The sequence below is a fragment of the Roseomonas indoligenes genome, assembly GCF_017813365.1.
Lineage (GTDB): Bacteria > Pseudomonadota > Alphaproteobacteria > Acetobacterales > Acetobacteraceae > Roseomonas > Roseomonas indoligenes.
Genome location: NZ_JAGIZA010000017.1, coordinates 1 through 14896 on the forward strand (window position 1 = coordinate 1; position 14896 = coordinate 14896).

At 70.0% G+C, this 14896-nt stretch carries 14 protein-coding genes; 11 read left to right on the forward strand and 3 right to left on the reverse strand.

Features of this window, described 5'->3' with window-relative positions:
- Positions 1-174 precede the first annotated feature (174 nt).
- Both J5Y10_RS21640 and J5Y10_RS21645 read left to right on the forward strand, forming a co-directional pair.
- Positions 175-636, forward strand: coding sequence for an isochorismatase family protein (locus tag J5Y10_RS21640; protein ID WP_342452990.1), 462 nt, complete (start codon positions 175-177; stop codon positions 634-636).
- 123 nt (positions 637-759) lie between these two features.
- Entirely contained in the window at positions 760-1521 is a 762-nt protein-coding gene (locus J5Y10_RS21645; RefSeq protein WP_245214960.1) for an IS5 family transposase, read from the forward strand.
- Positions 1522-1632: 111 nt separating this feature from the next.
- On the opposite strand, the gene J5Y10_RS21650 is transcribed toward J5Y10_RS21645, so the two are convergent.
- Complete coding sequence (locus J5Y10_RS21650; RefSeq protein WP_209376203.1) at positions 1633-2598, reverse strand: Bug family tripartite tricarboxylate transporter substrate binding protein; 966 nt, start codon at positions 2596-2598, stop codon at positions 1633-1635.
- On the reverse strand, positions 2598-3974 hold the full coding sequence (locus J5Y10_RS21655) for an MmgE/PrpD family protein (RefSeq protein WP_209376204.1): 1377 nt from the start codon (positions 3972-3974) through the stop codon (positions 2598-2600). The genes J5Y10_RS21650 and J5Y10_RS21655 overlap by 1 nt, the downstream gene beginning before the upstream one ends.
- Before the next feature lie 414 nt (positions 3975-4388).
- On the opposite strand from J5Y10_RS21655, the gene J5Y10_RS21660 reads away from it, so the two are divergent.
- From J5Y10_RS21660 to J5Y10_RS21695, 8 genes are all read left to right on the forward strand, one after another.
- Positions 4389-5750 (forward strand): MmgE/PrpD family protein, encoded by a 1362-nt coding sequence (locus tag J5Y10_RS21660; protein ID WP_209376205.1) that lies wholly within the window; start codon positions 4389-4391, stop codon positions 5748-5750.
- 178 nt (positions 5751-5928) lie between these two features.
- The gene (locus J5Y10_RS21665) at positions 5929-7164 is read left to right on the forward strand and encodes a CaiB/BaiF CoA transferase family protein (protein ID WP_209376206.1); all 1236 of its coding nucleotides are present in this window, start codon (positions 5929-5931) and stop codon (positions 7162-7164) included.
- A gap of 37 nt (positions 7165-7201) precedes the next feature.
- Positions 7202-7720, forward strand: coding sequence for an FAS1-like dehydratase domain-containing protein (locus J5Y10_RS21670; RefSeq protein ID WP_209376207.1), 519 nt, complete (start codon positions 7202-7204; stop codon positions 7718-7720).
- 5 nt (positions 7721-7725) lie between these two features.
- Entirely contained in the window at positions 7726-8205 is a 480-nt protein-coding gene (locus J5Y10_RS21675) for a hotdog family protein (RefSeq protein ID WP_209376208.1), read from the forward strand.
- A 3-nt stretch (positions 8206-8208) separates the two neighbouring features.
- Positions 8209-9057, forward strand: coding sequence for an alpha/beta fold hydrolase (locus J5Y10_RS21680; protein WP_209376209.1), 849 nt, complete (start codon positions 8209-8211; stop codon positions 9055-9057).
- Between the two features lie 16 nt (positions 9058-9073).
- Positions 9074-10051, forward strand: a complete 978-nt coding sequence (locus J5Y10_RS21685; protein WP_209376210.1) for a Bug family tripartite tricarboxylate transporter substrate binding protein — start codon at positions 9074-9076, stop codon at positions 10049-10051.
- A gap of 150 nt (positions 10052-10201) precedes the next feature.
- Positions 10202-11446: an acyl-CoA dehydrogenase family protein gene (locus tag J5Y10_RS21690; protein WP_209376211.1), complete on the forward strand. Its 1245-nt coding sequence runs from the start codon at positions 10202-10204 to the stop codon at positions 11444-11446.
- A gap of 37 nt (positions 11447-11483) precedes the next feature.
- A complete protein-coding gene (locus J5Y10_RS21695; RefSeq protein WP_209376212.1) occupies positions 11484-12689 on the forward strand; it encodes an acyl-CoA dehydrogenase family protein in 1206 nt (401 codons plus the stop codon).
- 46 nt (positions 12690-12735) lie between these two features.
- Here the strand turns inward: J5Y10_RS21695 and J5Y10_RS21700 are convergent, their stop codons facing one another.
- A complete protein-coding gene (locus J5Y10_RS21700; protein ID WP_209376213.1) occupies positions 12736-13713 on the reverse strand; it encodes a Bug family tripartite tricarboxylate transporter substrate binding protein in 978 nt (325 codons plus the stop codon).
- Between the two features lie 203 nt (positions 13714-13916).
- Here J5Y10_RS21700 and J5Y10_RS21705 point away from each other — a divergent pair, with 203 nt between their 5' ends.
- Positions 13917-14873: a hydroxymethylglutaryl-CoA lyase gene (locus J5Y10_RS21705; RefSeq protein WP_209376214.1), complete on the forward strand. Its 957-nt coding sequence runs from the start codon at positions 13917-13919 to the stop codon at positions 14871-14873.
- Positions 14874-14896: the final 23 nt, after the last annotated feature.

Consider the following 14896-nt stretch of genomic DNA (forward strand, 5'->3'; position numbering starts at 1 on the left):
GTCGAGACCGGCAACGACAGCTGGCGGTTCAAGAACCGCGTCTGACTACCCCCTCAGCACGCCTCGCCAGAGGGGTCCCTATTGCGCGCCGATCCGGGGTCCCGATTCCGTGCCGATTGACAGTTCGGTGTTCCGACGATCCTGACCAGCGTCATCGCGGAGCGTGGCGGGGCGATCTTCCCACAAATCACCTCCGTCTTCCCGGAGCAGGTGCCCATTGACCGGACACTGATCAACACTTGGCAGGACGAACGTGTCGTCGCCGCAGTCAGGGCGACCGGGCGCAAGCAGCTCATCATGTGCGGCCTGTGGACCGAGATCTGCCTCGCGATGCCCACCATTCAGGCGATCGGCGAAGGATGGGACGTCACCATCGTGACGGACGCCTCTGGTGGCGTCAGCGTCGAAGCCCACCAGATGGCCATCCAGCGGATGATCGTCGCGGGCGCGAACCCCATGACGTGGATGGCCATCGCCGGCGAGTGGCAGCGCGACTGGGCTCGGACGGAGCATGTCGCCTCGCTCGGGGCCGCACTCGTCGAGCACGGTGGCGCCACAGGTGTGGTCAGCCTCTGGGAGCAGCAATTACTGAACACCACGGTCCCCCAGGCCCAGGGGCGTGCCGTCGCGGCTTGAGACCGCGCGGTCACGATTTCTGAATGGGGATCCGGACGGGCGGAAGCGCACCGCCGCTTCGGTCCGCCGGCATCCCCGTAACTAGAGGCTGTTGTGGACTGAGGTGAGGGCCAGATTTGCGGGATGACCCGCAAGTCTTATCCGTCTGAGGTGTCCGACGAGGAGTGGGCGTTGGTGGTGCCCTACCTTGTTCTGCTGCCCGAGGCTGCGGGGCAGCGGCGGCATGGGTTGCGGGAGGTGTTCAACGGGCTGCGCTATGTGGTCAAGACGGGCGCGCCCTGGCGGTGGATGCCCAATGACCTGCTGCCGTGGGACATCGTCTACGCCCAGGCGCGCCGCTGGCTGGCGGCCGAGGTGTTCGAGGCGGTCGTGCACGACCTGCGGGTCCTGCTGCGGCTGGAGGCGGGCCGTGGCCCCGAGCCGACGGCCGCCATCCTGGACAGCCGCACCCTGCGCTCGACACCCCAAAGTGGAGCCAGGGCGGGCTATGACGGGGCGAAGCGCAACCGGGGCAGCAAGGTCCACGCCGCCGTCGATACCCTCGGCCATTTGCTGGCGCTCCACGTCACGCCCGCCACCGCTGACGACCGCGCCGAGGTCGGGCGCCTGGCCGGCGCCGTCCAGGAGGCGACCGGCGAGCATGTCGAGGTCGCCTTCGTGGACCAGGGCTATGTCGGCCCGAAGCCTGCCCAGGCTGCGGCAGAGCACGGCATCCAACTCGAGGTCGTCCGCCACTACGAACGCCTCCCCGATACCCTCGCCGGCCTCCACCTCGTCGCCTTCGCATGCCTCATGCTCAAGGGCCTGAAGGGCATGGGCGGTGTATCCCGAGCGCCTTCAAGTGGCGCCCCTTGGCCGCAAGCACCAAGCGGCCCCAGGGCGTAACATGGCCGAAGCGGCCAGCGGCATAACTGGCGCGCTCCCATCGCCCATGAGGGCTGGCTTGTCACCGAGGAGATGCCAGCCAACCGTCTTCCGTGCGTCGGGAAGCCAGCCCTACATGGTGCCGGCGAATTGCTGCGCCACGGGTCGCCACTTCCGCCGCTCGCCGGCAATGAAGGAAGCGAAATCGTCCGGGGTGCTGAACTGGGCGTCCATGGTCTGGTCGCGCATCCGCGCGATCAGAGTCTCGTCGGTCAGCGCGGCACGGAGCGCGGCGGACATGCGGGCAACGGCAGGGGCGGGTAGGCCGGCCGGACCGACGACCCCGTACCAGGCTGTGGCGGAGAAGTCTCGCAGCCCGGCCTCCTGCATCGTGGGTGTGTCCGGAAGGGCGGCGATCCGTTTCTCGCCCATCACGGCGATCGGGGTGATCTTTCCCTCCCGCATCATGTTGGCACCGGAGCCGGTCGTGACGAGCAGTTCCAGCTGGCCCCCCAGCAGGTCCCGCAGGGCCGGCGCGCCGCCACGGTAGGGCACGTGGGTCAGACGGATTCCGGCCGCCTCCTGCAGCATTTCCCCCGCGAGGTGCTGCGTGGTGCCGGTGCCGGCGCTGCCAAAGTTCAGCTTCCCCGGCGCCGCCTTCGCGGCGGCCACGACCTCGTCCAGCCGCTTCCATCCCAGGTCGTTCCGCGTCGCAAAGATATTCGGCGACCAAGCGGCGAAGCCGATCGGCGTGAAATCCCTCTGAGGGTCGAAGGGAAGGGATCGGAACAGGATGGTATGGTATGTCATCGGCCCGGTGCTGCAGAGCAGGAAGGTGTGGCCGTCATTCGCCCGCGCCACCAGCTCCGTCCCGATATTGCCGGCCGCGCCGGTGCGGTTTTCCACCACCACGGTCTGCCCGAGCTCCGGTCCCATCCCCGCAGCGATGGCTCGGGCGAGCTGGTCCGCGGCGCCGCCGGGCTCGAAGGTGGCGATCAGGCGCAGGGGGCGGTTCGGCCAAGCCTGTGCCCGGGCCGGCCGCAGCGCCGGCAGCGCGAGCGCGGCAGCGCCCGCCAGGACATGTCTGCGGTGGGGCATTAGATTCGTTCCTCCAGTACGGCGCCGGTCAGCGCCTCGCGCAACGCCGGCCCGGCTGCGCGGTGCGGGTCCTCGAAGGCGGAGAGGAGGGCCGCCGCCCCCGTCGCCGCGCCGCCACCATGCGCGAAGCAGCCGGCGGCCTTGGCCAGCAGCTCGCCCTCGCTCAATGGATCCTCGGCACCGCCGCGCAGTGCGTCCTGGCGCGTCGAGAGTACGCGGCCGTCCTTCAGCCGCAGCGTCACCTCCGCCCAGCGCGGCAGCAGTGCGCCCACGGCCTCATCCGCGGTCACGTGGGACAGGAAGGCCTGGAGCACGGGCCGGCGCACCGCCGCGTCCTCGAAGCTGGCGAGATGCAGGGCGCCGTCCTCCAGCGCGGCCGCCATGGCGTACTCCATGGAGAACTTGGCATCGAGGCCGGTCGTGGGGCGGTGGTGGATCAACGGCGCCAGCGCGCCGGGTGAAGCGTGGACATGCACGGCCTCCACATCGGGCAGCGCCAGCCCGTGCGCCGCGCGCAGATCCAGCACCGCGTCCAGCGCGCGGTGTGTCGCGTAGCAGAGCGGGTACTTCTTTACTTCCAGCCCGTGCCGCAGCAGGGCGCGCGCGTCGCGCGCCTCGGGCAGGGCCAGCGTCCCGCCGCCGCCAAGCTGCGCGAAGCCCAGGGCGCCGCCGAGTGCGTCCGGTGCCGCGTCGAAGCCGATTTCCGCCAGCCGTGCGGCGCGCAATCCGGTGAGGTTCGCGTTCCCCGCCTGCACCGACTTGGCCATGGTGCCGAAGCTGGCCCGCGTGCCGGCGGCTTGGGTAACGGCGAGCCCGATCGCGTGCGCAACCCGCATCTCGTCCAGCCGGAGCAGCCGGGCGCAGGCCGCCGCAGCCCCAATCGCGCCGATCGTCGCCGTGCTGTGCCAACCCCGGGCGTAGTGCGGCGTGGCCATGGCGGCCGACAGCGCGGCGATCACCTCGAACCCCGCGACATAGGCGGCCGTGACATCGCTCACCGAGAGGCCTTCCGCTTCGGCGAGGGCGAGAACGGCCGGCAGCATCGCCACGGAAGGGTGGCCGCGCATCACGGAGGTGACATCGTCGAAGTCCAGCACATGGGCCATGACACCGTTCGCCCAGGCCGCTTCCTCCTCCCGCACATGGAGCGCGCCCGAGGCGGTCCAGAGCGTGCAGGGCCCCTCACCCTGCGCGCGAGCCCGCCGGACAGCGAGGCGCGCGGCCGGCTCATCGCGCGCAGCGACCCCGACGGCGACGGTGTCGAGCACCGCCCGGGCGACGAGCACACGCTCCTCCGGGACAAGGTCTGTGGCGTTCAGCCCGGCCACGTGCGCGGCCAGGCATCGCGTGGCCGCCTGCGGCTCCGTAACGCTCAATGCCGGGGTGCCCAGCCACGCTGGGTTCCAGCGCGGTAAGGCACGCGGGAGCCCGCGAGAGTGATCCGTGTCATGGCGGCTTCCGTCCCGTGATCCCGTCTCCGAGGCCGGGCGGGATCGTTGGCTGAATGTTATGCCGGCGCCGAGTTCCCTGCAATGCGGCAGACAAACCGCTGTGCGAATAGGACGGGTTGGATGTTCGTGGAAACGCGATCTGGTCGCGTTTCTTGACCCTGCGTTGCCGGCTGAGGTAACCGTGACGAAGCACACAAATAAGAAATTCGCCGCGCGAATGCCCTTCCGGAGCCATATCGCTGGGCGGCGGCAGCGCCGGAGGAGCGTTCCATGATCGTCCAACTCCCGACAGCGATCCCTCTCGCCGATGCGCGCCGCAACGCGCGGGAGGGCTGAGCCATGGCCACCTCTATCACGCGCGCGCTCGGGGCCTTCGTCAGCGGCCTACGGTTCGACGCGATCCCGGCAGACGCCTCGGCCATCGCTCGAATGGGCTTCGTGGACTGTGCCGGCGTGATGATTGCCGGGCGGGAGGAGCCGGTGGTGGGCATCCTGCGCGACACGCTCGGCGTGGCCGGGCCGCGGGGCGAGGCGGCGCTGACCTTCGGCCCCTTGCGTGCCCCGGCCCCGGACGCGGCCCTCATCAACGGCACGGCCGCCCACGCGCTCGACTACGACGACGTGGCCCTGCGTGGCCATCCCAGCACCGTCCTCGTCCCCGCGATCCTGGCAGAGGGCGAGGCGCTCGGCGCCACGGGGGCCGAGATGGTGGCGGCCTATGTCGCGGGTTACGAGGTCTGGGCGGAGCTGATCGCCCACGACCAGGACTTCCACCATGAGAAGGGTTGGCACCCGACCGGCGTGTTCGGCGCTGTCGGCGCGGCCGCCGCCTGCGCCCGGTTGCGCGGGCTGGACGCGGAGCGGGCGGCCCACGCCATCGCGCTCGGCGCCTCGCAGAGCGCGGGGCTGGGCGCCAATTTCGGCACGATGACGAAGCCGTTCCACGCCGGGCGCGCGGCGCAGGCCGGCGTGATGTCGGCGCGCCTGGCGCAGGCCGGGATGACGGCCTCACTCGACGCGATCGAGCACCCGCGCGGCTTCCTCTACGCCATCTCCCCGCACGGCCGGGTGACGGGTTTGGACGCGCCGAGCCGGGGCTTCGGCCAGGACTGGCGCATCCTTGAGCATCGGCTGAGCATCAAGAAGTTCCCGATCTGCTACTGCGGCCACCGCGCGACGGACGCGATGCTCGCCCTGCTCGCGCGCCGGCCTCTCCGGGCGGAGGAGATCGAGGCGGTCGAGGTGGTGACGAGCCGCGCCCATGCCGGGACGCTCCGCAACGCCATGCCCTCGACCGGGCTGGAGGCGAAGTTCAGCGCGCAGTTCGACATGGCGGCTGCGGTGATCGCCGGGAAGGTCGGACTAGCGGAGCTGACCGACGCCTTCGTGCAGCGCCCGGAGGTGCAGGCGCTGATGGCTCGCGTGACCGTCTTCCCCACAGATGAGACCGACCCGGCGCTGCCGGGTGCCGCGCCTTACGACACCGTCCGGGTCGCGTTGCGGAGCGGGGAGCGGCTGGAGGAGTCCGTGCGGCGGGCGCGCGGACACGCCGCCGTGCCGCTGACCGATGCCGAGCTGCGCGCGAAGTTCATGGACTGTCTGGAATCCGCGGGGGAGAGCCGGCGCGCGGCCGCGCTGTTCGAGCGGCTGAACGATATCGCGACGCTCGGCACGGCGATGGAGCTGGAGGCGGCGGCCTGAGCGCAGCCTCCCGCCATGGGCGGTTTACAGCCCGCGCCGGTTGAGACTAGCGTGCGATAGAAGCGAAAAAATAACTCGCAGAGCAAATGCAAGGGGCCGTCTCCGGCCGGACCTTTCCCCGGGAGAAGCGCTTGATCCAACCAGGAAACCTCGATGCTCACCTGACTAGGTGCGCGCGATGAGCGGGCCTCTCGCGGGCCTCCGGGTGGTCGAGGTCGGCGTTGCCATGGCCGGTCCCTACTGCGCCATGACGCTCGGTGACTTCGGCGCCGAGGTGGTGAAGATCGAGCGCGTCGGCGCCGGCGACGACAGCCGCTCCTGGCCGCCGCATTTCTTCGGCGCCATGGGCTACTATTACGGCTCTGCCAACCGCAACAAGCGCAGCGTCGCGCTCGACCTGAAGACGCCCGAGGGCGCTGCGGTCGCGCGCAGACTGATCGAGGGCGCGGATATCCTGGTGGACAACTACCGCATCGGCGCCCTGGCCCGCGCGGGGCTGGACTGGGAGACGCTGCGCGCCGCGAATCCCCGCCTGATCTACTGCTCCATCAGCGGCTTCGGCGCTAGCGGCCCGCGCGCCGAGGAGCCCGCGAACGACCTTTTCATGCAGGCCTATGCCGGCGGAATGAGCATCACGGGCGAGGAGGGCGGCGGCCCGGTGAAGATGGGCATGTCGGTCGCCGATATCGGCGCCGGAATGCTTGCCACCATCGGCGTGATGATGGCGGTGGAGGCACGGCACCGCACCGGACGCGGGCAGCGAGTGGACACCTCGCTGCTCGAGGGACAGATGTCGATGCTTGCCCACTTTGTCACGCGCTACTTCGCCTCGGACGAGGTCCCGGGGCCGAGCGGCAGCGGCGCGCTGACTAGCCCGACCTACCGCGCCTACCGCGCCTCCGACGACTGGATCGTCATCTCCGCCTTCAACCAGCGCATGTGGCGCGGCCTCTGCGCGGCGCTGGATAGGCCGGAATGGGTGGCGGATCCGCGCTTCGCGGACGCCGCGCTGCGTGTGGCCAACCGGCTGGAGCTGATCGACCTCATCGGCGCCGCGGTCGCGACCCGCCGCGTAGCGGAATGGGAGATGCTGCTAAGATCGAACGAGGTTCCGTGCTGCCCGATCAACCGCATCGACAAGGTGGTGGCGGAGGAACAGGTCGCGGCGCGCGACATGGTAATGGAGATCGACCTGCCCGGCCTCGGCGCCATGCGGATGGCGGGACTGCCCGTGAAACTCAGCGAGACGCCGGCGGCGATTGGCCTGCCGCCGCCACGCCTGGGCCAGCACACGGCCGAGGTGATGCGCGGCGCCGGCTACGCGGACGAGGAGATCGAGGCCCTCGCGAGGCGCGGCGCCATCGGCCTGGACGAGGGCTGGCGCGAGGGAGACCAGCCGCGCCGCACCGGCTGAGCGCTGCGCCGGAGAGAGAACAGGAGGAAGATCGGGCATGACGCTGCTGACGGACGAGGTGCGGTCATACATCGGGCGGGAAGGGCCGACCTTCGCGGCCTGCGACGCCGTTGAGGCCGGTGCGGTCCGCCGCTACGCCCAGGCCATCATGGATCCCGACCCGGCCTACGCCTCCGACCAGGAGGGGGTGCGTTACGGCGGGGCTGTGGCGCCGCCGCTCTATCCCTCCTTCATGTTCCGCACGCCCTTCGGCGCGCCCGACGTCCTGACGGAGCGCGCGCACGATCCCGACTTCGACGGCATCGTGATGGGCGTGGGAAACGGCCTGCCGGAGCTGCCGCTCCACGGCCTAGCGCTGCTGAACGGCGGCGCGGAGGTGGAGTTCTTCGCCTATGCCCGCCACGGCGAGCGCGTGCTGCAGAAGTCCCACTTCGCGGACATACAGGAGAAGCAGACGAAGTCGGGCCCGATGCTGCTGGTCATTTTCGAGACCGAGTTCACGAACGAGGCGGGCCAGCTCCTGCTTCGCTCCCGCAAGACGATCATCCGGCGGTGAGCGGCATGCGCGAGAGAATCAACTTCGAGGACGTGTCCGTCGGCGACGCCGTCGGGCCGCTCGGTAAGGGTCCCTTCACCACGCCGCACCTGATGCGATGGTCGGCAGCGATGGAGAATTGGCATAAGATCCATTACGATCAGCCCTTCACCACCGGCCACGACAAGCTGCCAGGCCTGCTGATCAACGGCTCGCTGAAGCAGCAGTTCATCGCACAGCTCCTGAAGGACTGGGCGGGGCGCGACGGCTGGATGTGGAAGGTGAGCTTCCAGTTCCGCGCCATGAACGTGGTGGGGGAGACGCTCTCCGTCTGGGCCAGGGTCACAGGCAAGCGCGAGATGCCGGATTACGGCCTTGTCGATCTCGATGTCGGCATCAGCAACGAGCGAGGCGTGGAATCCACCCCGGGCTCCGCCGTGGTTGCACTGCCCTATCGCGGGCGGGCGCCGGTGCCCTATCCCTTCGTGCCTCCCGCGCCTGTCTGACCCATGGACGGGCCCGTACCCTCCGGTGATCATCCCGAGGTTGCGGCCCTTCTCGGCGCGGCACGCCGCGCCGAGACCCCCTGCGGCGAGGGCCGCTTGGCGTGGCACCTCTGGGGCGAGGCTGAGCCCCTGCTGCTGCTGCACGGCGGCGCCGGCTCCTGGCGCCACTGGCTCCGCACCATCCCCCGCTGGAGTGGCCGGCGTCTCCTCCTCGTGCCGGACCTGCCAGGCCTCGGGGAATCCGACCTGCCGCCGGCACCCGGATCCATCGAGACCATCGCGGGCGTCGTCGTCGCGGGGCTGGACGCGCTGCTTCCGCCGGGCCGGGCCTGTGACATCGTCGGCTTCTCCTTCGGCGCAACCGTCGCGGCCCATGCGGCATTGCAACTGGGGCCGCGGGCCCGCTCCGTCACCCTCGTTGGCGCCGGCGGGCTCGTGCCGATGCGCAGGCCGATCGTGCTCGAGAAGGTGCGCGGCAAGACCGGGGCGGCGCTGACCGAGGCGCATCGTACCAACCTGTCCCGCATCATGATCGCCGATCCCGCGCGGATCGACGACCTCGCCCTCGCGGTCCAGGCCTGGAACTCGCAGCGCGCGCGGCTGGACACGCGGGGCTTCCACGCCGAGGGGGCGCTCCTCCGCGCGCTGGGGCAGCTACGCGTCCGTGTGGACGCGATCTGGGGCGCCGAGGACCAGCCAGCCCTCTGCGGGCTGGAGGAGCGCCAGGCGGCGCTGTGCGCCCTCCATCCCCGGGCACGCATCCGCGTCGTCCCGAAGGCCGGCCACTGGGTTGCCTACGAAGAACCGGAGGGCCTGGACACCGCGCTGCGGGAGTTCCTGGAAGCCCCCTGAACGGGAGGAACGGAAAATGCGGCGAAGGCACCTTCTCGGCGCAGGGGGCGGCCTGCTCCTGCCCGCCGCCACGGGCCGCGCGGCCGAGCCCTGGCCCACCCGGCCCCTGCGGCTGGTGGTCCCCTACGCGCCCGGCGGCGGCGCCGATATCCTGGCCCGCACCGTCATGCGCCACGTCTCCGAACGGCTGGAGCAGCCAATCGTGGTCGAGAACCGAGGCGGCGCGAACACGATTATTGGAACCCAGCAGATCGCCCAGTCGGCGCCCGATGGGTACAACTTCGTCGTGGGCACGTCCTCGCTGGCGATGAATCCCTTCCTCTACCGCCGCCTTCCCTTCGAGGCCGAGCGCGACCTGGTGCCGGTGGCGCTGCTGGCGATGGTGCCCTTCGTGCTGGTGGTGAACCCGGCGCTGCCGGTGCGCTCGGTGCAGGATCTTGTCGCCCATGGCCGCGCGGCGCCGGGCGGGCTGATTTTCGGTTCCTACGGAGCGGGCAGCACGGCCCACCTCACGGGGCTGCTCTTCGGCCGGGCCGCCGGGGTCGAGGTGACGCATGTCGCCTATCCCGGCTCGTCACCCGTGCTCATCGACCTCATGGCCGGGCGCCTCGCCTTCGCCTTCAGCACCATCCTCCCCGCCGTGCCGGAGATCGGGAACGGGCGCCTGCGCGCCCTGGCGGTCACGACACCGGAGCGGGTGAGCGCGCTTCCGCAGCTGCCGACGATGCAGGAGGCCTGGATGCCCGGCTTCGAGGCTGCCGGCTGGAACTCCGTCCATGCGCCCGCGGGAACACCCGAGGCCGCGCTGCGGCGGATGAACGCCGAGATGCTGGCCTCGCTGGACCTCCCGGAAGTCCGACGCTTCTTCGGAGAGCAGGGCTACGTCATTCCGCCAGCCGTGCAGAACACCCCGGCCGCGCTCGCCGCCCTGCAGCGGAGCGACGCCCTCAAATGGGGCCGGATCATCGAGGAAGCGGCGGTACGCCTGGACTGACGGCCGGCGCACCTCCTTGACCCCCTTATCGCGGATCGGCTACCGTCGGGAGAGGATAGGTTATTCGCGCTGCGATTAACGGGGCCCGTCTCCGACAAGCGGTGCGCAATGGGTGCGGGGCTCACCTGCCCCCGCAGAACGGGGAACGCCATGAACTTCGGTTACACGCCCGAGCAGGAGGCGCTGCGGCGGGAGGTCAACGCCTTCATCGCGGAGCATGTCACGCCCGAGGTCCTCCACGACAAGGAGGCCCAGGACGACCAGATGCACGGCTCCGGCGTGGCCGATCCCTTCGGGCCGAACATGCGGGAATTGTACGGGAAGCTGCAGGCCCGCGGTTGGCTCGGCATCGCCTATCCCAAGGAGTACGGCGGGCAGGGCGGCGACCGCATCAGCCAGTACATCGTCGAGGAGGCCTTCATGCGGGTCGGCCTCAACATCAGCCTCAGCGGCAGCGGCGCGCCGGCGATCATGGCGGCCGGCACCGAGGAGCAGAAGCGCTACTACATCCCGCGCCTGATCAGCCGCGAGATTACCTTCGCCCTCGGCTTCACCGAGCCGCATGCGGGCGCTGACCTCGCCAATATCCGCTGCCGCGCGACCCGGGACGGCGACCACTTCGTGATCAATGGCCAGAAGATCTACACCACCTCCGGCCACCTTTCCTCCCACATCTACCTGATGGCGCGCACGGACCCGAGCCTGCCGAAGCGCGAGGGACTGTCCATCTTCATCTTCCCCATGGACACGCCAGGCATCACCGTGCGGCCGCTCTGGTCCATCCAGAACAACCCGCGCGCCCCGCTCGGCACCACCTACGGCGAGGCGCGGACGAACGAAACCTTCTTCGACAACGTGCGCGTCCACGAATCCACGCTGCTGGGCGGCGAGAACAAGGGATGGAAGGTGGCGGCGGATGGCCTCAACCTCGATCGGGTGGGCGCCTTCCGCTACGTCATGTCGATCCGGCGCGACGAGGACATGGTCAACTGGGTCAAAACGACGGAGCTGGAAGGCTACGCCGACAACCCGGCGATCCGCGACAAGGTGGCGGAGCTGTGGATCGAGGCGCAGGTCTGCCGCCTGATGACGATGCGCAGCATGTCCATCGTCCAGCGCGGCCGCGACTTCACCTACGAGGGCTCGGCCGAGAAGGTTTGGGCGCCCGAGCATGGCGTCCGCACGACGGAGGCGATCACGCAGATGCTCGGCCCCTACGGCCAGCTGCTCCGCGGCTCGCCGCACGCGGTGGAGGAAGGCGTCTTCGCGCACAACGTCCTCGGCGCCTTCCAGTCGGGCGTGAACCACGGCGGCGTCACGATCATGCGGGACCAGGTGGCGCGCCGCGGCCTGGGCCTGCCGGCCATGCGCCGGCCGAAGGCCGCGGCGAACTGACGACTCCTGGTACAGAACGAGATGACGGAACGCTGACATGGATGTCCTGCTGACCGACGAACAGGAGATGATCCGCGAGACTGCGCGGAGCTTCCTGGAAGGCGAGTGCTCGCCGCAGCTCGTGCGTGCCATGGAGGCCGACCCGCTCGGCTACCCGCCGGAGCTCTGGCGCAAGGCGGCGGAGCTGGGATGGCAGGGCCTCTCTCTACCGGAAGCCTATGGCGGCTCGGGAATGCCGCTCGTCTACCTCGGCCTCGTCCTGCAGGAGGTCGGGCGCGCCGTCGCGCCGCTGCCCCTGCACAGCACCGCCGTCGCGGCGCTCACGATCGCCGAGGCCGGCAGCAAGGCGCAGTGCGAGGCGATACTGCCCGGCGTGGTGTCGGGCGACACGATCCTGACCTGGGCCTTCACCGAGGATGACCCGCGCCTGCGCCCGGAGGCCGTGACCATGAGCGCCGTGCAGGATGGCGACGGCTACGTCCTCTCCGGCCGCAAGATGTTCGTGGACGACTTTGCCGCCGCGGATAAATGCCTCGTCGTCTGCCGCACCGCGCCGGCGCGCGGCGGCAGCGGCGGCCTCTCGCTCCTCATCGTGGATACGAAGGCAGAGGGCATCTCTCACAACCCGCTGATCACCACGGCGAAGGACAAGCAGAGCGAGGTCGTCTTCGACCGCGTCCGCGTCCCCGCCGCGGACCTGATCGGACGCGCGGGCGAGGCCTGGCCGGTGGTGGAGCGGATGCTGGACCGCGCGGCGGCGCTCCTCTGCGCGCAGATGCTCGGCGCCGCGCGCAAGGACGCCGAGATGGCCTTCGACTACGCCAAGATGCGCGAGGCCTTCGGCCAGCCTATCGGCGCCTTCCAGTCCATCCAGCACATGTGCTCCGACATGGTCATCTGGATCGATGGCGGCGAACTGCTGACCTACGAGGCGCTGTGGCGGATGGATGAAGGCCTGCCGCACGGGGTCGAGGTCTCCCAGGCCAAAGCCTTCTGTAACGAGAAGTGCCTGGCATCCGCCCGCAACGCGCAGATCATCCACGGCGGCATCGGCTTCATGATGGAGCTGGACCTGCACCTCTGGTACCGGCGCATCGCGGCCTGGGGAATGCGCCTGGGCACCACCTACGAGCACCGCGCGCGGGTGGCGGCGGCGCTGATCGACTATCCCGGCGAGGTGGTGCTCGGCCAGCCCGTCCCGGTGGCCGGGGCGCTCCCGGAGCCGGAGCGCCGGGTGGCCTGACGCCGGCGCTTCCCGCCCCGGCGTTCCGGGGCGGGGCGGCATCCCGTCAGGTCTGGATTTTTGCCCGCCGGATGATGTCCACCAACTTGGTGACGGAGGCGTCGAAGCTCGCCTTGGCCTGGGCGGGCGTCATCGGCTCGGCGGGCACAAAGCCCTGCTCCTCCAGCAGCTTCCGCAACTCGGCATCGCCGAGCGACTTCACCACCGCACCGTTCAGCCGCTGCAACCGGCTGGCCGGCACGCCGCTGGGCGCGAACATGACGTTCATGCTGACGCACTCGTATCCCGGTACTCCCGCCTCCTCGATCGTCGGGACGCCGGGCAGGGCAGAGAGGTGCTGCCGCCCCGTCAGCCCGAGCGGCCGCAGGCGCCCGGCCTCGATCGCCGGCAGGGCAGGGGGGATGGTGCAGAAGCTCATGGCGACTCGCCCGCCCATCACGTCGTTCAGCCCGGGCGCCGTGCCGTTATAGGGGATGTGCACCGTCTCGGTGCCGGCGAGCAGGTTGAACATCTCGGCCGCGAGGTGCCCGGCCCCACCGACGCCGAAGGAGGCGTAGTTCAACACCCCCGGCCGCTCCTTCGCGTAGGCGATTAGCTCCTTCACGTTGTGGACGGGAAGTTTCGCGTTCACCACCAGCAGGTAGGGCACGATAGTAAGCACCGCGACGGCGGTGATGTCGCGCTCCACGTCGTAGGGCGTGCGGGTGCCGAGATGCGGCATCAGCGCCAGCTGCGTGCCGCCCGACAGCACCGTGTAGCCATCGGGATCGGCCCGCGCGACGTATTCGGTCGCGAGCATCGTGGAAGCGCCCGGCCTGTTCTCGACAACCGTGGGCTGGCCCGTATGAGTCGAGAGCCGCGTGCCGAAAGCTCGAGCCATGAGATCGACGGAGCCGCCCGGCGTGTACGGCACGATCAGCCGGATCGGCCGGTCCGGGAAGGCCTCCCGCTGTGCCTGCGCCCCGGCGGCGCGGCCCAGTGTGGCCAGGCCGGCGGCGGCCGCGAGTTCACGTCTGGTCAGCATGCGGACTTCCCCTCCCTGTCGCCGCCCCGTACTGGTGGCCGGCGTCAACCCGCGTGCTCAATTCGCATCGCGAGTTGTTTGTTTGAGAATGAGATTGCCTTGTTTGCCGCGAGGTGATCAACGACTTTGCAGGCCTTGTCCCGATCCGCGGCACGGCAGACGGCCGGTCCGGGCAGGGGCGTCAGAGCACGGGGAGCAGATCCATGTCCGACCTTCCGAAGCGGGTCCACATCCAGGAGGAGGGACCGCGCGAGGGCTTCCAGATCGAGCCCGGCCCGATCGCGACCGCCGACAAGATCCGCCTGATCGAGGCGCTGGCCGAGACGGGGCTGGATCACATCCAGGTCTGCTCCTTCGTCAGCCCCAAGATCGTGCCGGGCTGGGCGGACGCGGAGGATACGGTGTCCGGCTTCAAGGCGAAGCCGGGCGTGCGTTACACGGCGCTGTGGTTCAACGAGAGCGGGCTGAACCGCGCGCTTGCTTTCCGTGACAAGCTGGCCATCTCCGGCTCCATTTCGCTCACCGCGAGCGAGGGCTTCACGAAGAAGAATCTTAACCGCACGCACGAGGAGAACCTCGCGGCGATGCGGAAGCAGACGGCGCTGCACCTCTCCCACAGCGTGCCGGTGCGGCGCATCGGCGTGATGGCGGCCTTCGGCTGCAACTACCAGGGCGACATCTCGCCCACGCAGGTGATCTCGACGATCGAGGACGGCCTTGCCATCGCTGCCGAGGCCGGGGCGGAGATCACGGACATCTCGCTGGCGGACACGATGGGCTGGGCCATGCCGGCGCGGATCGAGCGCGTGCTCGGGGAGGTGCGGTCCCGCTGGCCGGAGAAGCGCATCACGCTGCACCTGCACGACACGCGCGGCCTCGCTGTCGCCAACGCCCACGCCGCGATCAAGATGGGCATCGACCGCTTTGATACCACGGTAGGCGGGCTCGGCGGCTGCCCCTTCGCCGGCCAGAAGGGCGCGGCGGGCAACATCTGCTCGGAGGAGCTGGTGCTGCTCTGCCACGAGATGGGGATCGAGACAGGCGTGGACCTCGACGCGCTGATTGAGGTGGGGCGAATGGCGGAGGCGATCGTCGGCCACCAGCTGCCGAGCGAGCTGATCCACGCCGGCAGCCTGGACGCTTTTCGCAAGGCGGCCTGAAGTGGAGGGGGGGCCCGCCCGCC